Origin of the sequence: Variovorax stachyos, from assembly GCF_051400855.1 — a bacterium.
Classification (GTDB): Bacteria; Pseudomonadota; Gammaproteobacteria; order Burkholderiales; family Burkholderiaceae_C; genus Variovorax.
In genome coordinates this window covers 33003-54240 of sequence record NZ_JBLFFN010000014.1, presented here as the reverse complement: position 1 = coordinate 54240, position 21238 = coordinate 33003, and the positions used below count along the sequence as shown (strand labels likewise).

Here is a 21238-nt window from a genome sequence, read left to right as displayed (position 1 = left end):
GTTGACCTGTGTCAACATCGAAAGCACCATGGCCACCAGAACCTCTGTCCGCAGTGCCCCTGCAGCCGCACCGTCGGCGAGGAAGCCGCGCACGCTTGCGGCTTCAGCCTTGCCGCCCGACGACGCCACGCCGGTCGCCGCCTTCCAGAGCGTGGGGCCGCGCATCAAGGCGCTGCGGCGCCTGAGGAACCTGACGGTGGAGGAACTGGCCGATGCGGTGGGCGTGCACAAGGCCCATGTGTCGCGGCTCGAGCGCGGCCTCAAGACGCCTTCCATCCACATGCTGGCGCGGCTGGCCAAGGCGCTGGGCACCAGCATGGGCAACCTGGTCGGCGAGACGCTGGACAAGGCCGACATCAAGATCACGCGCGGCGCCGAGCTGGCGCCGGGCCATGCGGCCGAGGAGCCGGCGGAGCACCGCTTCGCGCCGCTGCTGCACGGGCATTCGGTCAGCGCCTTCGAGGCCTTCATCATCTACCCCGGACAGAACGGCGGCTCGCTGCAGGCGCAGCACGAGGGGCAGGAGATGCTCTACGTACTGGCCGGCACCATCGACGTCATCTTCCCCGAGCGCACCGAGCGCCTGCAGGCGGGCGACTGCATCCACTTCCCCGGCTACCTGAACCACCGCGTCGCCCGCGTCGGGCGGGCGCAGGCGCGGGCGCTGCTGGTGCTGTCCGCGCAGTGATCAGCGGAACAGCGTGTTGAGTTCCACGCCCGACGCAGCATCTGCGAAGCCGTCGAAGCGTCCCTGCTCGAGCGCACGCGCCGCGCGCATGAACCCGCCCCACGCCGCGCGCGCCAGCGCTCCGCCCACGCTGACGCGACGCACGCCGAGCGCCGCGATGTCCTGCAGCGTCAGCTCGCTGGTGGAGCCGACCAGCAGGTTGACCGGCTTGGGCGCGACAGCGGCCACCACCGCCGCGATCTGCTCGCGCGTGCGGATGCCCGGCGCATACAGGCAGTCGGCGCCGGCCTCCGAATAGGCCTTGAGCCGGGCGATGGTGTCGTCGAGGTCGGGGCGTCCCTGGAAGAAGTTCTCGGCCCGGCCGACCAGCAGCGTCTCGCCGCCCTCCTGGTCGATGGCCGCGCGCGCGGCGCGCAGGCGTGCCACCGCCAGCTCGATGTCGTACAGCGGATGGTCGGGATCGCCGGTCGAGTCCTCGATCGACAAGCCGGCGACGCCGGTATCGATGGCCATGCGCACGCTCTGCGCGACGCCTTGCGGGTCGGCGGCGAAGCCGCTCTCGAAGTCCGCGTTCACGGGCAGGTCGGTGGCGGCGACCAGTTCGCGCAGATGGGCCAGGATCTGCTCGCGCGGGATCGCGCCATCGGCACGGCCGCGCGACCAGGCGAAGCCGGAGCTGGTCGTGGCCAGCGCCTTGAAGCCCAGGCTTTCGAGGAAGCGTGCGCTGCCCACGTCCCAGGGGTTGGGCAGCACGAAGCAGCCCTCGGCATGGAGCTGGCGGAAGAGGGCGCGCTTTTCGGAAACGGTACGGGTCATGGGGGCCTCGGCTCGGAAGAATGCCGGACTTCGGATGAAGCCCGGCCTGTGGTTATAGAGCACGGCAGCGTCGAAGGCACCCCAGGGAACTACTGCAAAATACCCGGATGAACTGGCCCGCACCCCTCCTCGTGGCTTTGCTCGTCACCGGCTGCGGGGTGCCGCCCAACCAAGTCGTCCCGATGCGCGACGGCACGCTGCGCGCCGCCACCTACCTCCAGGCAGACGCCCATTGCCGGGACAAGGGCGTGACCGCCCGCATGCTGGGCAAGGCACCGGCGGAGCAGGGCGTGCTGTTTCGCTGCGAGTGACGCAGCCCCGGCGCGCCGGCTGAGGCTCAGGCGCGCCGAGCATCGAGCGCCGCGAAAGAAGAATCGAGCTCGCGCCCGTTCAGCACTGCGGTCATCGCGCGATACAGCTGGCTCGGCAGCACCGGCTTGTGCAGCAGCGGCACGCCGGTCGCGCGCGCTTCTCGCAGCCGCTGCGGCGCGGTGTCGCCGGTGATCAGCAGGGCCGGCAGGGTCGCGCCGAACTCCGTGCGCAAGGCCGCGATCGCCTCGGCGCCGGTGCGCAGCTCGCGCAGCCGGTAGTCGCTGATCACCAGGCCCGGGCGATGCGCGCGCGCCAGCGCCTGGGCCTCCTCGATGGAATCGGCCACGTCGCAGGCGCAGCCCCAGGCGCCGAGCAATTGGCGCATGCCGGTGCGCACGGATTCGTCGTCGTCGATCACCAGCACGCGCAGGTCGAACACGCGCGCCTGCGCCGGCAGCGGCTCGCCGACGTCGGCGACCACGCCGGCGCGGGCGGCGGGCAGTGTGAGCCGGAACACGCTGCCGCGCCCCGGCACCGACACCAGCGAGAGCTCCTGCCCCAGCGCCCGCGCCAGGCCGTGCGCGATGGCCAGGCCCAGGCCCAGCCCCTTGCGGCGGTCGCGCTCGGCATTGCCGAGCTGGTGGAACTCGCGAAAGATCGCCTGGTGCTGAGCCGGCTCGATGCCGATGCCGGTGTCCCACACCTCGAGCACCACCTGTTCGCCACGTGCGCGGTAGGCGACCAGCACGCCGCCCCGCTCGGTGTAGCGGATCGCGTTCGACACCAGGTTGCGCAGGATCAGCGCCACCAGGGCCGGGTCGGAGCGCACGGCCGCATGGGTTTCGCGCGAGCGGTAGACGATGCCCTTGGCATCGGCCTGGGGCGCGAGCTCGTTCTCGATCTTGTTGAGCAGCGGCTGCAGCGCGAAGACCTGCGCCTGCGGCTCCACCACCCCGGCTTCGATGCGCGAGAAGTCCAGCAGCGTGTCGAGCATCTCGGCAGACGCCTGCCAGGTGGCGCGAGCATTGGCCAGCACGTCGTACTGATCGGCCGAGAGCTTGGTGCGTGACAACACCTCGAGGAACAGGCCCTGCGCATGGATGGGCTGGCGCAGGTCGTGGCTGGCGGCGGCAAGAAAGCGGGACTTGGCGAGGTTGGCTTCCTCGGCCGCCCGATGCGCGGCCTGCGCATGCTCGGTCTCGATGCGCAGGCGCTCGATCAGCTCGAGGTTCTCGAAGCGCAGCCCGATGGCTCGGCGCGCCGCGCGCGAGCCGTTGCGCGCCTGCCCCAGCAAGGCCGCCGTGTAGAGGATCGCAGCTGCGCCCAGGGCGTCGTAGGCCGGATCGTCCATGGACCACAGCTTGGCTCCAAGCACGACCAGTTCGGCGGTGCCGAAGACGATGAAGGCCGGCAGAATCGGCGCCAGGGAGGACATGGAGCTGCCGGCGACGCCCGCCAGCACCGCCACCACCAGCACGCTGCCCGCCACGGTGGTGGAGCCCAGCGCAGCCCACGCCAGCGCACCCCAGGCCACGCCGTCTATGGCGTTGAGCACCATCTTGCGCGCCAGCAGCCGGCGCGCGCTCGCGGGATTGATCTCGGACGCCAGCAGGCGCCGCGCATCCCACGCGAGATACAGCTTGAGCAGGATGATGGTGCCGGCCCAGGCTCGCATCGCGAGCGCGTTGGTCTCGTTGGAGAGCACCCAGACCAGCAGCAGCGCCAGCAGGATGGTCGGGATCACCGAGGCGCCGATGTTGCCCAGCTGCAGCCGCAGCTGCTCCACCAGCATGCGCTCCTCGGGCAGGCGCGGCTTGTCGACCATCAGGCCACGAGGCCGCGCTGCCGCGCAGCGAAACCGGCCTCGGAGCGGCTCGAGACCTGCAGCGCCGCGAGGACCGCCTGCACATGGCCGCGCACGGTGTTCTCGGACAGGTTGAGCCGCCGGCCGATCAGCTTGTTCGACAGGCCCTGGCACATCAGGTCGAGCACCTCGCTCTGGCGGGGCGTGAGCAGCGGCTGCGAGTCCGCGCCACCCTTGCCGGCCTGCAGGGCATCGCCCGCCACCGGCAGGCCCTGGCGCAACTGGCCGATCACCGCCAGGATCTTGTCGGCCGGTTCGGCCTTGGAGACGAACGCAGCCGCGCCGCGCTCCATCGCCAGCCGGACCTTCTGCGGCGAGACCTCGGACGACAGGATCACCACCAGCGCCTGCGGCCACTTGCGCCGGACGAGGGCGATGCCTTCCAGCCCGTTGAGCCCGTGCAGCTGGATGTCCAGCAAGACCAGCGCTGGATCCTGCATGGAAGTGCGCAGCGCCTCCTCGAGCGATGCGGCCTCCGCCACCTCCAGGTCCGCGATGCCGGCGGCCAGGACCATGCGCAACCCGCTGCGGAACAGCGCGTGATCGTCGACCAGAAGAATGCGGGGCGGCAGCATGAGGGCGGGGCGGGAGCGAGGCGGGAGTCCGGGCATTCTGCCCAAGTCCCCCCGCTGCGCGCCCGGTCCAATTGGACTATTTACGCAAACCGGCGCGGCGGCGACCATCGGGCTCCCAACAAATTCACGCTGTCCCTCTTGCCCGCAGTCGAATGAAGCCCCTGGTCGAAATCCAACGCGTCGGATCGAACGCCTTCACCTATCGCATCAGCGCCTTCGTCGCCGGCGCGGGGCCGGCAGGCGACAGCGGCACATTTGATTCGCTGGCGTTCTGCCTGTACGACGCCGGCGCTTCGCTGGGGTCCTTCTTCCCCAGCGTCGAGCTCAATGTGGGCGGCCTCTTCGTCGGCTCCTATCCGGTCGATGCGCTGCGCCGCCATCCCAGGCGGGTGGCGCAGCGCATCGAGCAGCATTTCCAGCTGGCCTGAGCGGCGGTCGGTTTCCATCGGCATCCGGCTATTGGCCATTGGCGCCCAGCGGGAGCTTGCGCCTGCACCGGCTTAGCGCGCCGTTATTTGCGAGCGTTTGCGCTGCAGGAAACGCATCCTGATGTGAAGAATTCATCAGAATCTAAATCAATTGCAAAAAATAGAATCGCCGCCTTGACCAGAAACGCCTAGTGGTGGTCGTGGAGGTGGTTCTCTGCGCTTGCTGGTCGGCTCATCTTCCAAAAGGAGTTCTGACATGCAGGTTTTTCCCGGCGCCATGAGGCGCTGTTTCAAAGCAGCTAAAACGAGCAGCATCGCGCTGCCTTTGCTCCTGAGCCTGATACTGACAGCCTGCGGCGGCGGCGGTTCAGGCAACGCAACAGGCGGCTTCGCGGACGCCTCTTCGGATAAATCGGACGGCAGCCTGCAGGCCGTCACCCTGAGTCCCATCGGCAGCATTTCGAACAGTGAGCAAAGCGGCACCTCCGGCAGCACCACCGCTCCCACCTCCGGCATCAATCTGACTCCCATCTCGGGCATCCCAGCCACCGCCCCAAGCAACCCGGGCACCGCCCCGACCCCCGTCCCCAGCATTCCCTTGGCTCCCATACCCGGAATTCCGAGCACTGATCCGGGCGTGCCTTGGGGGCCTGTGCTCAAGACCTTTGGCGACCCCGCGTTCAAGCTGAAGGGCCCGTCCGGAGTTAGCGCACCGCTCGTCTTCTATAGTGGCAATACCAACGTGGCGACGATTTCCGGCAACACTGTGACGATCGTAGGCGCCGGCACATCCACGATCACTGCAAAAATTGCTGACCCGACCGCCACGCCGCTGGAGGGGGCAAACATCGTCTTGACCGTCAAGAAGGCTCAGCCGAATCTGTCGATGTCCACAGTGACGCTCGAGGCCATCCGGTCAACGGCCCTGCTCCAGGGCAGGACCAAGAGTACCGGCGCCATCGAATACGCACTTTCCAACATGGTGTCGGCTTCGAAGGAACCTGTCGCGTACCTCGGAAGCGATGGCCGAACGGTCACCGCATGGGCAGCAGGGACTGCGACCATCACCGCAACGCAGGTGCCCACCGCCAACTATGAGGGGGGGACGGTTTCGGGCAAATTGGTCGTCGAAAAGAGGAAGTCGACTATTCCTCTTGCTGATTTGAAGCAGCCCCACACATATAAACTGATTATTCCGGTAATTGCCGAAATTTATGATGAGATCTCCGGGGAACAAAGAACGCCGACTATTACGCTGAGCAATCCAGATATTGGATCTGCAATCTGGGACACCGACAACTACCTCAGCGACAGCATTATCCTCACTGCAGTTAAGGCCGGTACGACGTCCTTGACCTTTTCACTCGGCGCGACGGCGAACTTGGCTGCTGTCAGCAAGACTGTGTCCGCGATCTTGACTCCGGTGGCGGGCGAGCAGCCAGGTCGTCAATTGGCGGCGGTTGAAGGTCACAGCAAACTATACAAGAATGACTATTTCTTCGAAGGCAAGGTTGTTACTCTAAAACTATGCCCTTCGATGAGCGAGAAAATTTATTTCAGTTTCACTGAGAGCGACAATAACCATGGAACGGAAGACGTGACGTTGAATGGCGTCACGCTGCCTCGCGACAGTAATGGTCACTACGTTGCCAACATCCCGGGTGTTGCAACTGGTGATGCGCCACTCAAGTTGAGATCCGTCGTTAATGAATATAGCGACGGCACCGGCACCCTGAGCGTCAGCGTGTTCGAATACGACGTCCAAGTCGAGCTCTTTCCAAATCCTGTCGAGGTTACAAAGTGCTACTCCGTTGGCCCTCGCTGATTGCGGAAGGCCGAAAGACACCGACCTTTCATCCCTAGGTTGGTAAGATCAAAAGGGTGCTGATGAGGCGCTCCATAAATGCCCGATGAACTTCATCGGGCATTTTTATTGAGGGATTGATGCAATTGCTCCTCGGTGCAGCCTTCTCGATGTCTAGTGCAGTTGCGGGCGGGCCGACCGGTTGCGCCGCCAGGCCGCCGGCGGGCAGCCGTACTCGCGCCTGAAGGCGCGGCTGAAGGCAGTGTCGGTCTGATAGCCCACGTCCTCGGCGATTCGCGCGAGCGGCGCGTTGCTGCGGCACAGCAGGTTGGCCGCAAGCAGCATGCGCCACTGGGTCAGGTACTGCATGGGGGCGCTGCCCACCAGCTGCTGAAAGCGTTCGGCCAGCACCGAACGCGAGGTGCCGGCCGTGCGCGCCAGTTCCTCCAGGGTCCAGGCCTGGGCCGGGTGGCTGTGCAGGGCGGTGAGCGCGCTGCCCACGATGCGGTCGCCCATGCCGGCCAGCCAGCCGGTGCGGCCCTCGCCCTGCTCGTTCATGTACAGCCGCAGCACCTCGATGAACAGCAGCTCGGCCAGCTTCGCCAGCACGCCGGCGCCGCCCGGGCGCGGGGAGCGCGCCTCGGCCAGGGCGTAGCGCACCGAGCTTTCGAGCCAGATGCCGGCGTTCGAGCCGCGCACGTTCACGCGCAGCAGCCGCGGCAGGCCCGCGAGCAGCATGCGCGCCAGCCGCGCATCGCAGGCCAGGTAGCCGCAGATCAGGCGGGTGGTCGCGCCGCCGCCGCCGTAGGCCAGCATGCGCGGCCGGCGCGACAGCACTTCGTCGAGGCGCGCGCCGGTCGCCGGCGGCAGGCCGGGCTCGGAGGTCATGCGGTGCGCATCGCCCTGCGGGAACACGATCGCGTCGCCCGCGACCAGGCGCATCGGCGGCTCTCCGGCCATTTCGACGAAGCATTCGCCTTCGGTGATCAGGTGGAAGATCACCACCCGCTCCGCACCCGGCTCGAGGAAGGGCGCCGCCGCGTCCGCGCTCGGCGACTGGTAGCACCAGGGCGCGGTGAAGCGGCCATGGATGAAGATCGCGCCCACCAGGCGCACGACCCGGAGGACTTCGGATAACGCGTCCATGGTCATTCCACCTCGATCTGCAGCGCCAGCGGCGTCGCGTTGCGCGTCGCAGTGGGCATGGGCGAGCGCCGCACCCCGGCCTCGACCAGCGTGCGCAGGCGCTCAGGCGAAACCCCCTCGGCCGCGATGCGCACCTGCAGCTGCATGTCCCGCGGCCCGGCGTAGACCTCCTGGCCGTCGCTGTCCGCGAGACCCACCAGCCCGCGGGTGTCGGAGCGGCTGCCCACCCGCACCTCGAGGGCGCCCAGGGCAATGCCTTCGGCCGCCGCGGACATGGCGATGGAAGTGGCAGCGCAGGACGCGATGCCGGCGCGGAACAGCCAGCCGGGCGTGACGCGCTCGCCGCTGCCGCCGAGGTCGCACGGCATGTCGGTCACCATGGCGGTGCCGTTGGCGTGGCTGGATTCGACGCGCGTGCCACCTTGCCAGCGCGCGGTGGCCGGCGCGTCGTCGTGAAGGCCCATGTCCGGGCGGCGCTCCAGCGCCGCCTCCACGCGCTTCAGGGCCGCAGCGATGTCTTGCATGCTCATGTCGATGCTCTCCGGTCGGCCGAGGACGATGCGGAAATTGTGGGCTCGACGCCTGCGCAGGCCAACTAGGCCGAACAGCCGATGCCGTCGCCCGGACGCCCGGCCAGCAATTCCGGACGCCGCGCGAGCTTCGCGCCCGACACCGCCCGGCGGAGGACGATCGGGCAAACATGGGCGACGCGCGGGCAGGACGCCGCGGCCGGTGCGGTGGTCCAGTAGCGGCAGGCCGGCGCCGCATCGTGGCCGCCGTCCTTCCCCCAGACCATCGACCCCCGCCGGATCTCCGGCCCAGCCCAAGGAGCCCTTCACATGAACGCACCTGTCGACCTCAACGCCGTCAAGACCCGCCAGCACGCCGCCTGGTCCAGCGGCGACTACGCCATCATCGGCACCACCCTGCAGATCGTCGGCGAGCAGCTGGCCGAGGCCTGCGACCTGCGCTGCGACGAAGCGGTGCTCGACGTCGCGGCCGGCAACGGCAACGCCACGCTCGCGGCGGCACGCCGCGGCTGCAAGGTCACCTCCACCGACTACGTGGCCGCGCTGCTCGACCGCGGCGCCGAGCGCGCCAAGGCCGAGCGCCTGGAGGTGAAGTTCCAGGTCGCCGACGTGGAGGCCCTGCCTTTCGAGGACGCGAGCTTCGACGCCGTGCTCTCCACCTTCGGCGTGATGTTCGCGCCCGACCACGCCAAGTCCGCGGCCGAGATGCTGCGCGTGTGCCGCCCGGGCGGACGCATCGGGATGGCCAACTGGACGCCCGATGGCTTCATCGGCCAGGTGTTCAAGACGCTGGGCCGCCACCTGCCGCCGCCGGCGGGCGTGCAGCCGCCGGCGCTGTGGGGCACGGAAGCGCACCTGCGTTCGCTGTTCGGCGAGCAGGCAGCTTCGATCCAGGCGACGCCGCGCGTCTTCAACTTCCGCTACCGCTCGCCCGCGCATTTCATCGAGGTGTTCCGCACCTGGTATGGGCCGGTCCTCAAGGCATTTGCCGCGCTGCCGCCCGAGAAGGCGGCGGCACTGGAGCAGGACCTTGTCGAGCTGATGAATCGCCTGAACCGCGCCGGGCCGGACTCGCTGGTGGTCCCCAGCGAGTACCTCGAGATCGTCGTCACCCGCCGTTGAGGAATCGAGGCATGGAACCGCGGCTGCAGCGACGGATCCAGCGCTACGGCTGGGACCTGGCCGCCGCGGACTACGAGCCGTTCTGGCAGGCGCAGCTGGCGCCTGCGCACCAGGCCCTGATGGCGCTCGCCGCGCCGCGGCCGGGGGAGCAGGTGCTCGACGTGGCCTGCGGCACCGGCCTGGTCGCGCTGGCCGCGGCGCAGGCCGTCGGTCCGCAGGGCCGGGTGCTCGGCACCGACCTGTCGGATCACATGGTCGACGCGGCGCGGCAGCGTGCCGCGCAGCGAGGCCTGGGCCAGCTCGGCTTCGCGCGCATGGATGCGGAGCAGCTGGCGCTGCCCGATGGCGGCTTCGACCTGGCGCTGTGCGCGCTCGGGCTCATGTATGTGCCGGACCCGGCGCAAGCCCTGCGCGAGATGCGGCGCGTGCTGCGCCCCGACGGCCGCGTGGTGCTGGCGGTGTGGGGCGAGCGGGCGCGCTGCGCCTGGTCGGCCGTGTTTCCCATCGTCGACGACGAGGTGCGCAGCGAGGTCTGCCCACTGTTCTTCCGCCTCGGGCAGCAGGACGTGCTGGCCCGCCTGTGCGCCGAAGCCGGCTTCGAGCGCATCGTGCAGCAGCGCATGGCGTGCACCTTGCGCTACGCCGATGGTGAGGAGGCGTGTGGCGCGGCGTTCGTGGGCGGCCCGGTTGCGCTCGCGTGGTCGCGCTTCGGCCAGGAGACGCGCTCGCGCGTGCAGGCACGGTATCTGGCCGCCATCGAGCGATGGCGGGAAGGCGTCGGCTACCAGGTCCCGGGCGAATTCGTCATCGTCGCTGCGGCGGTGCCGGCGCATCCCTCCTGCTGAGGAGCAGCGTTGCTTGCGGAAAGCGCGGTGCTGCCCGACCATCGGCGCACTGCCGATTCAGGAGACGCTGATGATCGAGACCGACGTCTGGGCCGCAGGCAATCTCTACGAGCCCTACATGGGCCGCTGGAGCCGCAAGGTTGCGGCCCGCTTCGTGGACTGGCTCGGGCTCGGGCCTGGTCTCAAGTGGCTCGATGTCGGCTGCGGCACGGGCGCGCTGACGCAGACCCTGCTGGCCCAGGCGCAGCCCGCATCGGTGTTCGGCATCGACGCCTCGGCCGGCTTTGTCGCCCATGCCCGGGCGCACACCGCGGATCCGCGAGCCTCGTTCGAGGTGGGCGATGCGCAGGCATTGGCAGTCGAGCCCGGCTCCTTCGATGCCGCGGTCTCGGCGCTGATGCTGAACTTCCTGCCCGAGCCTGGGCGCGCGGTGGCCGGCATGGCCCGCGCGGTCAAGCCCGGCGGCACGGTAGCTGCCTATGTATGGGACTACGCCGGCGGGATGGGCCTGATGCGCTACTTCTGGAAGGAGGCCGTCGAGCTGGATGCGGCGGCCGGGCCGCTGGACGAAGGGCGCCGCTTCCCCTCGCTGTGCGCGCCGGCACCGCTGGAGGCCTTGTTCGCCGGCGCGGGCTTGGACCGCATCGAAGTGCGGGCCATCGAGATCGAGACGCCCTTCAAGGACTTCGACGACTACTGGACGCCTTTCCTCGGCGGGCAAGGGTCGGCGCCCGGCTATGCGATGTCGCTGAGCGAGGAGCACCGGGGCCGCCTGCGCGAACGCATTCGGCAGGCTTTGCCGGTGCGGGAAGACGGCGGCATTGCGCTGGACGCGCGCGCCTGGGCGGTGCGCGGCCTGGTGGCATGAGCAAGCTCCTTGGAGCCGCCGTCCCGGTGATCTGCGGAAAAAGAGTTTCCCATTCTCAACAAGAAACGTTCATGCCAGCCTCCAGCCCTGGGGCTGCCTGTTCGGCGGCGGGACTGCCATCGCACTGCGCTTCGGTGAGTACCGTGAATCGGTGGACATCGGCGTGACCGGCACGCAGGCGCAGGTATGGCAGCGCATTCGGGCCTTGAGGCGTGTGCTCAGCTGAGCTGCGTCGATGCGGCAACGGGCCCGGACGAAGCAACGGCCGCCAGCAGCCGCGGCAGCTGGGCCGCCGCCTGCTTCGCGCCGGCCTTGTAACGTTGCAGCAGGGCCTGCCGTTCCGCGTCGTCCTCCCTGACGGCGTGCACCAGCGCAGTCATGCTGTCCAGGCGCGAACGCGCCAGCCATTCCATGAGGTCGGGGTGCCGGCCCCAGCGTTGACGGTTGCCGAGGGAGACGGCCCACATCCGGATCCAGTCGGCCGGTACCGCGGGCGTCGGGACGACCGAGCACAGGGCATTCTTCTCGCCCTCGTCGGTGAAGTGGCTTTCCACATAGGCGATCAGGGCCGCGCTGAAGATCGGCTGGCACGTACGCACCATCAGCAGGTTGATGCGGTTGCCGTCGAATACCGGCAGCGCGGGCGCCGCCGTGATCCCGGCGGCGCTGCAATCGACGACCAGCCAGCCGGGCTCGATCTCGCGGGCGCCCCGTTCGAGCACGATGCGCGTCGCCTCGATGGCCTTCACGCGCCCGAGGCGCACGACATTGCGGATGCGGCGCAGTTCGCGCAGCTCGGCCTGGGTGACGGTGGCGCAGCGGTACATGGTGGGTTCGACCGCCGGATCGAGCCGCAGCAGCTGGCCCTGCGCCTCGAGGCGCGCGAACAGGTCGGGAACGGAGGTCGCGGTGGCGATCGCCTCAAACTGGGCGACCAGGCTTCCGATCGCCCGGTCGAAGAAGTCCATGTGCGGCTGGAAGTTGGCACGGTCCAGTAGCCAGGCATCGCGCGGCGCGATCCAGCAGATGCGCTCCGGATCGACGCCGTTCTGCAGCAGCCAGAGGCAGGCGTCGATGCCGGTCTTGCCCGCGCCGACCACCACATAACCGGCCTCGGCCCGGCGGATGCGAGGCAGTTCGTTCACCGGCACGCAGCGCACGCCGGGCGCGAGCGCATAGGCCGGCGGGTGGGTGGAAGGCACGGCGGTGCGGGCATGCGTGGCGTCGACCACTTTGCGGCGGGCCGTGACCGTCCAGCTCCGCCCGCTCAGGATCGAGCGGACTTGGTGCTCGCCGCCGGTACCGATCTCGCCCTCGCACATCGGGAAATAGCGCACCCGGCCCGAGGGCAGGAAGCGCTGGTTCATCACCTGCTCGTAGTAGTCCAGCACCTCGGCGCCGCTGGCCAGTTCGTGCAGGCCCTCATTGAGGCCCGCGCTGTCCCTGGAGCCGCTGCCGAGCTTGCGCGAGTCGACGCCATACAGCGCGGACGGCGCATGCAGCCGCACGAAGGGATAGGCATCGTTCCAGTGCCCGCCGGGCCGGTGGTGCCGGTCGACCATCACGATACGTCCATCGGACTCGGACAGCAGCGTGTCCACGAAGGCCATGGCCGTCGCGCCGGTGCCGACGATCAGGTAGTCCGTCTCGATGGGGCTGGGCGTCATGGGGCGGCCTCCGGCGTGAGTGGGTGTGCGCGATCGATGCCAGCGCGCATCTTGGGCGACACTGTCGCTCCATGCAATCCGCTTCTCCCTCCGGCACCCTGCCGAGCCCGCCCCTGAGGCGCCCCACGCTGCGCTTCATGCTCGCCCACCCCGCGCACCTGATCGCGCTGGGCTTCGGCGCCGGCCTCGCACCGCGCGCGCCCGGCACCGTGGGCACGCTTTGGGCCTGGGCCGCCTTCGTGCTCATGCAGCGCTGGCTTCCGGCGGGCGCGCTCGGATGGATCATCCTCGCCTCGCTGCCCCTCGGCTGGTGGGCCTGCACCGTGACGGCACGCCACATGGCCATTGCCGACCCCGGCGCCATCGTCTGGGACGAGGTCGCCGGCTTCTGGCTGGTGCTGTGGCTCGTGACGCCGGCCGGCCTGCTGGCCCAGCTGGTGGCCTTCGCGCTGTTTCGCCTCTTCGACGCCGCCAAGCCCGGGCCGGTGGCCTGGGCCGACCAGCTCTTCAAGCAGCGCCGGGCGACGCCGGCCGCCATGTCGTGGAGCGCGGCGGGCTTCGGCATCCTGTTCGATGACCTGGTGGCTGCCTTCTGCACGCTGCTGGTGATCGCACTCTTCCGCAGCTGGTGATGACCATGAACGACACTCCTCCCGCACCCGGATTCGATACGCCTGCGCTGCTGCCGCAACTGGCCGAGCTGCTGCAGCGAAAAGGCTGGATGCTCGCCACCGCCGAGAGCTGCACCGGCGGGCTGATCGCGGGCGCCTGCACCGATCTTTCCGGCTCCAGCAACTGGTTCGAGCGCGGCTTCGTCACGTATTCCAACGCGGCCAAGAACGAGATGCTCGGCGTCGATGCGGCGCTGATCGCGGCCGAGGGCGCCGTCAGCGAGCCGGTCGCGCGTGCCATGGCCGAAGGCGCGGTGGCACGGTCGGCCGCGCAGATCGCGGTGGCCGTGACCGGCGTGGCGGGCCCGACCGGCGGCAGCGCCGACAAGCCGGTGGGCACCGTCTGGTTCGGCTGGTCGGTCGCGGGCCGCGTGCACACCGAGCGCCGGCGCTTCGGCGGCGACCGGGCTACGGTGCGGGCAGCCACGGTGCATCACGCCTTGGCGACGCTCTTGACGCTGTTGCATGGCGCTGACAGGCCCTAGCTCGGCTACGATCGCGGCCCATGTCCAACGAAGCCACCATCCAGCGCCTCTACGAGGCCTTCGCCAGGCTCGACGCCGACACCATGGCGGCCTGCTACGCGCCGGATGCGCGCTTCGACGACGAAGCCTTCTCGCTGAAGAACGGCCGCGAGATCGGCGCGATGTGGAAGATGCTGTGCGAGGCCACGCGCGCCAAGGGCGCCGATGTGTGGAAGCTCAGCTGGCGCGACGTCCAGGCCGAGGGCGCCACCGGCCGTGCCCACTGGGATGCGCACTACCGCTTCGGCACCACCGGCCGCATCGTCGACAACGCGATCGACTCCGAGTTCCGCTTCACGCCCGAGGGGCTTATCGCCACCCAGCGCGACCGCTTCGACTTCTGGGCGTGGTCGCGCCAGGCGCTCGGCGCGCCCGGCCTGCTCCTGGGCTGGACGCCGATGCTGAAGAACAAGGTGCGGGCCGGCGCCGCCAAGAACCTCGCCGCCTACATGGCGCGCACACCATGACGATCACCATCACGAACCATCCCGAAAAGCACCGCTACGAGGCCGCCATCGACGGGCAGCTCGCGGGCTACTGCGAATACAACCTGCTTGCCAATGCGGTGATGTTCACCCACACCGAAGTGCTGCCCGCCTTCGAGGGCCAGGGCGTGGGCTCGGCCATCGCGCGGCATGTGCTCGACGAGGCACGGGCGCAGGGCACGGCAGTCATCCCGGCCTGCCAGTTCATTACCGGCTATATCCGCAAGCACCGCGACTACGTGGACCTGGTGCGGCCGGAAACGCAGCGCGCCTTCAAGATCTAGCGTCTGGGGGCTACGGCGCCCGGCGGCGCCGGCAGCCACGCGAAGGCCGCGCAGCCTGCCACCAGCAGCGCGGCGATGGTCGCCAGCACGGCGGTGTAAGGCTCGATGCCCTGCGACTGGGCCACCGAAGCCGCCACGCCGGTGAGCCACTGCATCAGCGCCACGCCGAGGAACATCGCCATGGTGAACACCGCCATCGCGCGGCCGGTGAGCGCAGCCGGGTAGGCCACCCGCACGTCGGCGTACTCCCAGACGATGAAGCCGGACAACAGTCCGATCAGGATGGCGCAGCCAATGTCGATCCAGGCCGCGTGGAAGATGCCGATGGCGGCGAACAGCGCCGCATAGAGCGCGCAGCAGGCCACGATGCGCCGCCGGCGCGCCGGTCCGTCGCGGTCCAGCCGGCCGAACAGCGGCGGCCCGAACAGCGAGACGACCGACACGATCAGTGCCACGTTGCCGCTCTGCACCAGCGAGTAGCCATGGCGCTCCACCAGCAGCGGCCCCAGCCACAGCCCGCGCAGCGAGATGAAGGCCGCATAGGACACGGCGCCGAGCAGCAGGATGCCCAACGTGTGCGGCATCGCGAACAGTGCGCCGAAGCGGCGCAGCGCGGCAAGCAGCGGTTCCTTCGCCTGCGCTTCCTCGCGCGCCGGCTCGCGCACCCACAGCAGGATGCTGAGCCAGGCCAGCGCCGAAGCCGCTGTCAACACCGCGAAGCCCATGCGCCAGGAGCGCGCCTCGATCAGCCACGCGAGCGGCGTGCCCGTCGCCAGCATGCCCAGCCCGCCGATGCCCAGTACCAGCCCCGAGACCGAGGCGAAGCGCGCCGCCGGGAAGTGCCGTGCGATGAACACGGTGCACACCAGGAAGGCCGGCGCGCAGCCGATGCCGATCAGCACCTGGCCCGTGATCAGCAGCGGGAAGCTGGTCGCCAGCGCGGACAGCAGCGCGCCGGCGATCGCGAGCGGGAAGGCCGTGAGCACCGTGCGCCGCACGCCGTGCAGGTCGATGCCGATGCCCATGAAGAGCTGCATGGCGCCGAAGGCGAAGTGGAAGGCCCCGGAAAACAGGCCCAGGGCCTGCGCCGACAGCCCGAACTCCGCCTGCAGCGGCCCGGCCATGATGGCGCCCACCGTGCGGTAGGCCTGGCTCAGCGCGAAGGCGGTGCACAGCGTCAGCACCATGGCCCAGGCGCTGCGCGCCGGGAGCGTCGGGCTCAGGTCACGCGGCACCGTGGCACTTCTTGTACTTCTTTCCGCTGCCGCAGGGGCAGGGGTCGTTGCGGCCCGGCGTGGCTTCCTTGCGGATGGTCTCCACCCGCGGTCCCTGGCTGCGCCAGAGCCGGCGCAGGTCGTACACCGCCCAGATGGCATCGCCGAAGTCGTCCACCCGCTGCTGGCTCACGCTGGGCGGGCCGTCCTCGCTGTACATCGAGAGCGTGGGCTTGCCGCGGTCGTTCTCGGTCAAGGCGACGATGGCGTTCAGCGCCTCGTCGAGGATGGCAGCCGCCTCCTTGTCGCGCGGCGGAGTCCACTCCTCGGGCCAGTTCTCTACCGCGTACATGAAGCCCAGGGCCCAGACCTGCGCGAAGGAAGGGATGTCCTCGTCGGCGATCTCGCCACGCTCTTCCTGCGGCAGCGCCGCAACGGCGCCGCGCGTGTCCAGCACCTCGGGCTGCCAGGCGCGCTCGTCGTCGAGCGACTGCACGTCGGCGTCCAGCCCCTCCTCGGTTTCGCGCCAGCGCCGCTTCCAGCGCCAGGCGAACTCCATGTGCCGGGCCGGCACGAAGCCGTCGCCGAGCAGCACCGGCCAGTACTCCGCGGGCTCGACGGGCCGGCGCATGCACACCAGCGCGGCCATGAAGCCCTCGCAGAACTCCCACTGCGGGATTTCCTCGTCGTGCTCGCGCATGGCGTCGAGCGCCTGGTCGAGGGCGTCGAAGTCTTCGGGGCCGAGGGGCGGCTGGTCGGGGGAGGGCGAGGGGATCGTCGTGGTCATAGCAGGGGGGCGGCAGCCCTCTATGATGCAGCAAGCTCCCGGAGACCCGTCATTTCAGCAGCACCGTCCTCTGCCCTCGAACCCGCACAGACCGTCCTGGCTCCATGAACTCCGTGAAACGCGGCACGCGCGTGCAGACGCGCAAGAGCCTGGCATCGGCGCCGGCACCCCTCGAAACCAACGAGCCCCCGCTGGAACCCGGCGACTATGCGGAATTCCTGCGCGCCACGCTGCCGCATCAGCACAAGGCGGTGGCCAGCCACCGGCTCGGCAGCGAGCGCGTCTGGCTCAAGAAGGCCGGCCCGCCGCACGGCAAGCTGGGCTATCACTTGATGGCGATGGTGGCCGGCCTGCTGCGGCTCGATGTGCTGACGCCGGTGCCCAACCCCGGCGGCGAGGCCGCCATCGCCACCGAGGCGCGCCGCCTGCGTGCGCTGGGCGCCGCCGGCCTGCGCGTGCCGGCGGTGCTGGCGCAGCAGCCCGACGGCCTGCTGATCTCCGACCTCGGCGAAAGCGGCCGGCCGCCGGTGGTGCTGCAGGAGCGGCTCGACCACGCCGCGGCCATCGGCCCGAGCGCCCTGCTGGCGGTGTGGCGCGAGGGCCTGGACGCCATTGCCACCGTCCATGCGCACGGCACCTATCTGAGCCAGGCCTTCGACCGCAACCTGGTGCTGTGCCCCGACGGCACCATCGGCTACATCGACTTCGAGGACGACCCGGGCGAGACCCTGCCTTTGGCCGAATGCCAGGTGCGCGACTGGCTCAGCTATCTGCACTCCACCGCGATGCTGGTGCGCGCCGCCTCGTCCGGGGCGGCCGGCACGCACTGGCATGCGGCGCTGGCCGATGCGAGCGACGAGGTGCGCGAGCGCCTGGCTTTGGCCGCGCGGCGCATGCGCTGGCTGCGGCATTTGCCGGCGGGGCGGCGCTGGGGCCGGGATACGCAGCGCTCCCGGGCGGTGGCGCGGCTGCTGTGGCGCTGGTATTGCAGCGACCCGCCGCCGACGACGCGTCGCTAGCGCAGTGCATCCGCCGCGCAGGTCTCGCCACTGAGCTGCGTTTGAACGTGCCGGCACCGGGAGGAAGTGCCTCCACCCGGAACCTGCAGGAAGGTCATCCGGCCGAGACCTCGACGTCGAGCGCCGCGAGCTGCTTGCGCATCTCGAGCAGCGCGCGGTCCTTGCTGAGCAGCCGCGCGCCTTGCGCGACCGCCAGGTCGACGAAGATCTGGTCGTCGGGGTCGCTGCACAAGCAGGGCGCGCGGTCCGGCACCTCGTGCACCGGCTGCACGTGCCGGTCGAAGGCCGCGAGCACGCTCTCGGCATCCCGGCCGTTGCGCGCGAGGCGCTCGGCCACCAGCCTGTAGCCGAGCACGCGCGCCAGCTCTTCGCGCATCGCGGCGGTGGCGATCCATTGCAGCTTGCCGGCCTCGAGCGCGGCGAGCAGCGCCGCGGAACCCGGGTCGTCGAAGACCAGCAGGTCGAGGGCGATGTTGGTGTCGATGACGATGCGCATGGGGCGATGCTAGTGGCTCCCTCAGAACCCCCGCAGATCCTCCACCGGCAGCGCCAGCTTCCCCCCGGTGATCCGCTCCAGCGTCCGCGTCATCAGGCCGATGTCGTTGTCGAACCCGCCATGCGTCGCCGCCTGCAGCAGCGGCTGGCCATCGGCGCCGAGCGCCACCTCGATGCGCGGGCGCTCGACGCGCCGGGTGCGGGCTTCGAGCTTCGAGGCCTTGGCAGCCTGGCGCCACACCGCCAGCGCCTCGCCGGTATCGGAAGAGCCGTCCCAGCCCGAGTCGCCTTCGTCATTGACGCGGTCCAGGCCGAGGATCGGCGTGTGCAGATCGGCCTCCAGTGCGTTGGAGACCAGGTACAGCAGCGACTTGCGATAGATCGGGCCCACGGTGTCCCGGCGCTCGACCTCGTCCGTGAGCACTTCCAGGTGCAGGCGCTCCATCACAGCCGTGTCGCCCGCGTAGTGGCGGTTCGCGAAGGCGACCGAGCAGGCCGGCGCGTGGAGGTTGACCGAAGCCACGCGCTCGCTCAAGCCGCCATCGCGGCCGGCGCGCTTGCGTGCAGCCAGCGCCGAGAGCAGGTGGCCGATGGCGATCGACCCCGCCGAATGGCCGACCAGGTGCAGCTCGAACTGCGCACCCCAATTGCCGCAGAGCGCCTGCAGCGCATCCAGCAGCAGGTCGCCGCCGCGCCGCTCGGCGAAGGCCAGGCCGGCGTTCTCCTTCATCTCGCTCCACAGCGGCCGCGCTGCCGGGCGGCCGACGGTCTTCTCGATCAGCAGGTCGGTCTGCTCGCTGAACCATTCGCCGAAGCCGGCGCGGGCCGGCTCGCGGCGGAAGGCATCGGCGATGAGGTTCGTCACCGACTCGAGGAAGCCCGTCTTCCAGACCAGGAAGAGGGGATAGCAGCCGTTGCCGGTGAAGTAGCGGCCCATGGCGCTGGCGCGCTTGATCGCCTCCTCCTCGTTGTTGAGGCCGCCGTGCACGTAGAGCACCAGGCGCTTGCGCGCGGCCGTCTGCTTGCGGAACCAGTCGTCCGGCAGCACGCACGCTTGCTGCTGCAGCTTGCGCGGCGGCTCGTCCTCCGTCAGGTAGCGGCTCACGCGGCCGTCATTGCCCAGCACCACGCTGTGCCGGTAGGCCAGGCCGGTGTCCCACCACTTGCTGCAGTCGGCGCTGGTGAGGCCGGCGGCGCCGCTGCTGCCCACTGCCAGTTGGCCGGCGATCACCCCGGGCACGCCCAGCGAGACCACCCATGCGTCCATCGCGTGGGCCAGCCAATCGAGGTAGCCCAGCACCGCGAAGCCGCCGGCGCCCCAGTTCTTGCCCCAGGAGTTCTGCACGATAAAGCCCTGTGCATTGAAGCCGATGAGGGCGAAGGCATGGCCCCCGGTCTCGGAACGTCGGCCATCGAAGGCGATGAGCGGCAGCTCGGCATGGTGCTTCGGCGCGGGCGTGATCGGGACCGCGTCCCAGCCCGGGTGGGTGAAGGCGGAAACGAAGACCGCGCGGTGCTGCGCGATGGCGGCCTGCACGTCGGTGATCGAGCGGGTGTCGATGCGGTAATAGATGCCCAGCGTGTTCTGCGCCGCCCGCGTCGCGAAGCCGTAGTTGGCGGGGTTGGCCTTCTCGGGCAGGTAGGGCCAGTCCGGCTCCAGGCAGACGCCGTGGTTGAACCAGCCCTTGAGCGCCCCGCGGCAGCTCGAGCCCTCGTAGTTCTCGCCGTCGTACTCGTCGTGCCTGCGCGCCAGCGTGTAGAGCATGCGCGGGCTCACCGAGTCCATCTTCGCCGGCAGGCCGGACTTGACCCAGCGCAGGTAGTTGATGACGCAGCTGAGGCCGAAGCCGGTGCAGGCGCCTTCGCGGCCCTGGTCCAGGATCAGGCCGGCCCGCGCGTAGGCCGGTAGGTACTCTCGCACTTCCTCGGCCGGCGGGAATTCGTCGGGCAGGCTGATCGCGCTCGGCTGGAACAGGCGGTCGCGCAGGTCGGCCGCGTCCTTGCGCGTGCGGGAGACCGTGGAGCGGCGCGAAGCCGCTTCCTCCTCGGCGGCGGAGGTGCCGCGACGGCCGGCGCCCGCGCCCACGCGCGGGGCGGGCCATACCGTGGCGGCGCGCTCGAACACGTCCTTGAAGCGATCGAGGCCATGCACGCCGCCGTTGACAAGCCGGCGCGCCTGCGCGAAGTCGCCCTTGCTGATGGCCTGGCGGGCTTTGGTCGCCTTGTCCGAGAGGTAGAGCGCGAGCAGCACCGCCGCGACCTCCGGGGCGTTGGCCCGGTCCGGCGCCGCGTCGAGCGGCACGCCGATGCGCTGGCCATAGCGGGTGTAGTTGTCCTTGCCGGTGAGCTGCACGAAGCCGCGGCCCCGGTAGCGCTCGCCGTCCCCCGGCCGGCTGTTGCCGAGCGCCGTGCGCGTGTCGTACAGGCTGAAGGGCGCACCGCCCGGCGGCGTGTTGAACTTGGAGGGCGCCTCCGCGATAGGCACGAAACCTTCGGTCTCGGCGCGGATCGTGCCCAGGGCGCACAGGATCATCGCCCGGTCCGTCAGCTCGGCGACGCCGAGCGCGGCCTCGATGTAGGGCAGATAGCGCGCGATGTTGGCCGGCTTGGTGGCGGGGAACAGGCGGCTCACGTGGCCGACGTTGAGCACGAGCTCGAACTTGTTGGCGTCGATCGCGACGAGGTCCAGCAGCAGCTGGCAGCGCGGGCCGACCACGCCGTCGCCGATCAGGCCGACACCGGCCTGCCAGCGGCGGATCGCGGCGTCGAAATCTTCATCGATCGGCGTGCCCGAGGCCTGGAGCGAGGGGAACAGTTTCGCGTCCTCGCCGAGCGCCTTGGCGAGCGCCTGGCGCAGCCGTTCGACGTCCTCTCCGGTGCTTCCCTTGCTCATCAGAATGTGCATCGCAGCTCCTCGGGCGGCGGTGGGTGCCCGCCGAGCGACGCATGGTGCTGCGTGCGGCGGCTGGTGTCCATCCATCGAAATGGCTAGACCGTCGGGCCGTCGCATTCGTGCCCATGCCCCCGTTCGCCAGCCGTGCATTGCCCAAGGATGTCGCCTTCAGGGTCTAGGATGGGTGCTGGCGCGGCCCTT

At 69.7% G+C, this 21238-nt stretch carries 24 protein-coding genes; 13 read left to right on the top strand and 11 right to left on the bottom strand.

Translation table 11 applies throughout. From position 1 onward, the window contains the following. Positions 1 to 28: 28 nt before the first annotated feature. Entirely contained in the window at positions 29 to 688 is a 660-nt protein-coding gene (locus ACMGEZ_RS22025; RefSeq protein ID WP_436824406.1) for a helix-turn-helix domain-containing protein, read from the top strand. Here the strand turns inward: ACMGEZ_RS22025 and ACMGEZ_RS22020 are convergent, their stop codons facing one another. After that, on the bottom strand, positions 689 to 1504 hold the full coding sequence (locus ACMGEZ_RS22020; RefSeq protein ID WP_436824405.1) for an isocitrate lyase/PEP mutase family protein: 816 nt from the start codon (positions 1502 to 1504) through the stop codon (positions 689 to 691). 107 nt (positions 1505 to 1611) lie between these two features. Between ACMGEZ_RS22020 and ACMGEZ_RS22015 the strand changes: the two genes are divergently transcribed. After that, positions 1612 to 1815 (top strand): hypothetical protein, encoded by a 204-nt coding sequence (locus tag ACMGEZ_RS22015; RefSeq protein ID WP_436824404.1) that lies wholly within the window; start codon positions 1612 to 1614, stop codon positions 1813 to 1815. Between the two features lie 26 nt (positions 1816 to 1841). On the opposite strand, the gene ACMGEZ_RS22010 is transcribed toward ACMGEZ_RS22015, so the two are convergent. Both ACMGEZ_RS22010 and ACMGEZ_RS22005 read right to left on the bottom strand, forming a co-directional pair. Further along, positions 1842 to 3641, bottom strand: a complete 1800-nt coding sequence (locus tag ACMGEZ_RS22010; protein ID WP_436824403.1) for an ATP-binding response regulator — start codon at positions 3639 to 3641, stop codon at positions 1842 to 1844. Then, a complete protein-coding gene (locus ACMGEZ_RS22005) occupies positions 3641 to 4255 on the bottom strand; it encodes a response regulator (RefSeq protein ID WP_436824402.1) in 615 nt (204 codons plus the stop codon). The genes ACMGEZ_RS22010 and ACMGEZ_RS22005 overlap by 1 nt, the downstream gene beginning before the upstream one ends. A gap of 152 nt (positions 4256 to 4407) precedes the next feature. On the opposite strand from ACMGEZ_RS22005, the gene ACMGEZ_RS22000 reads away from it, so the two are divergent. Together ACMGEZ_RS22000 and ACMGEZ_RS21995 are read left to right on the top strand one after the other, a co-directional pair. Beyond that, positions 4408 to 4683 carry a hypothetical protein gene (locus tag ACMGEZ_RS22000; RefSeq protein ID WP_436824401.1) on the top strand — a complete coding sequence of 92 codons (276 nt, stop codon included), beginning with the start codon at positions 4408 to 4410 and terminating at the stop codon, positions 4681 to 4683. A gap of 256 nt (positions 4684 to 4939) precedes the next feature. After that, positions 4940 to 6508 carry a hypothetical protein gene (locus ACMGEZ_RS21995; RefSeq protein WP_436824400.1) on the top strand — a complete coding sequence of 523 codons (1569 nt, stop codon included), beginning with the start codon at positions 4940 to 4942 and terminating at the stop codon, positions 6506 to 6508. 153 nt (positions 6509 to 6661) lie between these two features. Here ACMGEZ_RS21995 and ACMGEZ_RS21990 read toward each other — a convergent pair whose 3' ends face one another. The 3 genes from ACMGEZ_RS21990 to ACMGEZ_RS21980 form a co-directional block, all read right to left on the bottom strand. Continuing rightward, positions 6662 to 7633: an AraC family transcriptional regulator gene (locus tag ACMGEZ_RS21990; RefSeq protein WP_436824399.1), complete on the bottom strand. Its 972-nt coding sequence runs from the start codon at positions 7631 to 7633 to the stop codon at positions 6662 to 6664. A 2-nt stretch (positions 7634 to 7635) separates the two neighbouring features. After that, complete coding sequence (locus ACMGEZ_RS21985; protein WP_436824398.1) at positions 7636 to 8163, bottom strand: OsmC family protein; 528 nt, start codon at positions 8161 to 8163, stop codon at positions 7636 to 7638. Positions 8164 to 8228: 65 nt separating this feature from the next. Beyond that, positions 8229 to 8429 (bottom strand): hypothetical protein, encoded by a 201-nt coding sequence (locus ACMGEZ_RS21980; protein ID WP_436824397.1) that lies wholly within the window; start codon positions 8427 to 8429, stop codon positions 8229 to 8231. Between the two features lie 43 nt (positions 8430 to 8472). Between ACMGEZ_RS21980 and ACMGEZ_RS21975 the strand changes: the two genes are divergently transcribed. The 4 genes from ACMGEZ_RS21975 (at position 8473) to ACMGEZ_RS21960 (ending at position 11224) form a co-directional block, all read left to right on the top strand. After that, positions 8473 to 9285, top strand: coding sequence for a class I SAM-dependent methyltransferase (locus tag ACMGEZ_RS21975; protein ID WP_436824396.1), 813 nt, complete (start codon positions 8473 to 8475; stop codon positions 9283 to 9285). A gap of 11 nt (positions 9286 to 9296) precedes the next feature. After that, positions 9297 to 10130: a class I SAM-dependent methyltransferase gene (locus ACMGEZ_RS21970; RefSeq protein WP_436824395.1), complete on the top strand. Its 834-nt coding sequence runs from the start codon at positions 9297 to 9299 to the stop codon at positions 10128 to 10130. Between the two features lie 70 nt (positions 10131 to 10200). Beyond that, positions 10201 to 10998: a class I SAM-dependent methyltransferase gene (locus ACMGEZ_RS21965; protein ID WP_436824394.1), complete on the top strand. Its 798-nt coding sequence runs from the start codon at positions 10201 to 10203 to the stop codon at positions 10996 to 10998. Between the two features lie 151 nt (positions 10999 to 11149). Beyond that, the gene (locus ACMGEZ_RS21960) at positions 11150 to 11224 is read left to right on the top strand and encodes a hypothetical protein (protein WP_436824483.1); all 75 of its coding nucleotides are present in this window, start codon (positions 11150 to 11152) and stop codon (positions 11222 to 11224) included. On the opposite strand, the gene ACMGEZ_RS21955 is transcribed toward ACMGEZ_RS21960, so the two are convergent. Further along, the gene (locus ACMGEZ_RS21955; RefSeq protein ID WP_436824393.1) at positions 11217 to 12665 is read right to left on the bottom strand and encodes an NAD(P)/FAD-dependent oxidoreductase; all 1449 of its coding nucleotides are present in this window, start codon (positions 12663 to 12665) and stop codon (positions 11217 to 11219) included. The two genes, ACMGEZ_RS21960 and ACMGEZ_RS21955, sit on opposite strands and share 8 nt — an antisense overlap. 71 nt (positions 12666 to 12736) lie before the next feature. Between ACMGEZ_RS21955 and ACMGEZ_RS21950 the strand changes: the two genes are divergently transcribed. Genes ACMGEZ_RS21950 through ACMGEZ_RS21935 form a run of 4 tightly spaced genes read left to right on the top strand, consistent with a single transcriptional unit; the run spans position 12737 to position 14629 of the window. Beyond that, complete coding sequence (locus ACMGEZ_RS21950) at positions 12737 to 13297, top strand: phosphatidylglycerophosphatase A family protein (RefSeq protein WP_436824392.1); 561 nt, start codon at positions 12737 to 12739, stop codon at positions 13295 to 13297. A 5-nt stretch (positions 13298 to 13302) separates the two neighbouring features. Further along, on the top strand, positions 13303 to 13821 hold the full coding sequence (locus tag ACMGEZ_RS21945; protein ID WP_436824391.1) for a CinA family protein: 519 nt from the start codon (positions 13303 to 13305) through the stop codon (positions 13819 to 13821). Positions 13822 to 13841: 20 nt separating this feature from the next. Further along, positions 13842 to 14327, top strand: a complete 486-nt coding sequence (locus tag ACMGEZ_RS21940; RefSeq protein ID WP_436824390.1) for a nuclear transport factor 2 family protein — start codon at positions 13842 to 13844, stop codon at positions 14325 to 14327. Further along, positions 14324 to 14629: a GNAT family N-acetyltransferase gene (locus tag ACMGEZ_RS21935; protein WP_436824389.1), complete on the top strand. Its 306-nt coding sequence runs from the start codon at positions 14324 to 14326 to the stop codon at positions 14627 to 14629. Before ACMGEZ_RS21940 ends, ACMGEZ_RS21935 begins: the two co-directional genes overlap by 4 nt. Here the strand turns inward: ACMGEZ_RS21935 and ACMGEZ_RS21930 are convergent. Next, positions 14626 to 15816 carry an MFS transporter gene (locus tag ACMGEZ_RS21930; RefSeq protein ID WP_436824482.1) on the bottom strand — a complete coding sequence of 397 codons (1191 nt, stop codon included), beginning with the start codon at positions 15814 to 15816 and terminating at the stop codon, positions 14626 to 14628. The genes ACMGEZ_RS21935 and ACMGEZ_RS21930 overlap by 4 nt on opposite strands. Positions 15817 to 15853: 37 nt before the next feature. Then, positions 15854 to 16630 (bottom strand): YecA/YgfB family protein, encoded by a 777-nt coding sequence (locus ACMGEZ_RS21925; protein WP_436824388.1) that lies wholly within the window; start codon positions 16628 to 16630, stop codon positions 15854 to 15856. A 104-nt stretch (positions 16631 to 16734) separates the two neighbouring features. Between ACMGEZ_RS21925 and ACMGEZ_RS21920 the strand changes: the two genes are divergently transcribed. Further along, positions 16735 to 17649, top strand: coding sequence for a BUD32 family EKC/KEOPS complex subunit (locus tag ACMGEZ_RS21920; protein WP_436824387.1), 915 nt, complete (start codon positions 16735 to 16737; stop codon positions 17647 to 17649). Between the two features lie 94 nt (positions 17650 to 17743). On the opposite strand, the gene ACMGEZ_RS21915 is transcribed toward ACMGEZ_RS21920, so the two are convergent. Together ACMGEZ_RS21915 and ACMGEZ_RS21910 are read right to left on the bottom strand one after the other, a co-directional pair. Next, the gene (locus ACMGEZ_RS21915; RefSeq protein WP_436824386.1) at positions 17744 to 18145 is read right to left on the bottom strand and encodes a putative toxin-antitoxin system toxin component, PIN family; all 402 of its coding nucleotides are present in this window, start codon (positions 18143 to 18145) and stop codon (positions 17744 to 17746) included. Between the two features lie 21 nt (positions 18146 to 18166). Next, positions 18167 to 21037: a C1 family peptidase gene (locus tag ACMGEZ_RS21910; RefSeq protein ID WP_436824385.1), complete on the bottom strand. Its 2871-nt coding sequence runs from the start codon at positions 21035 to 21037 to the stop codon at positions 18167 to 18169. Positions 21038 to 21238 lie beyond the last annotated feature (201 nt).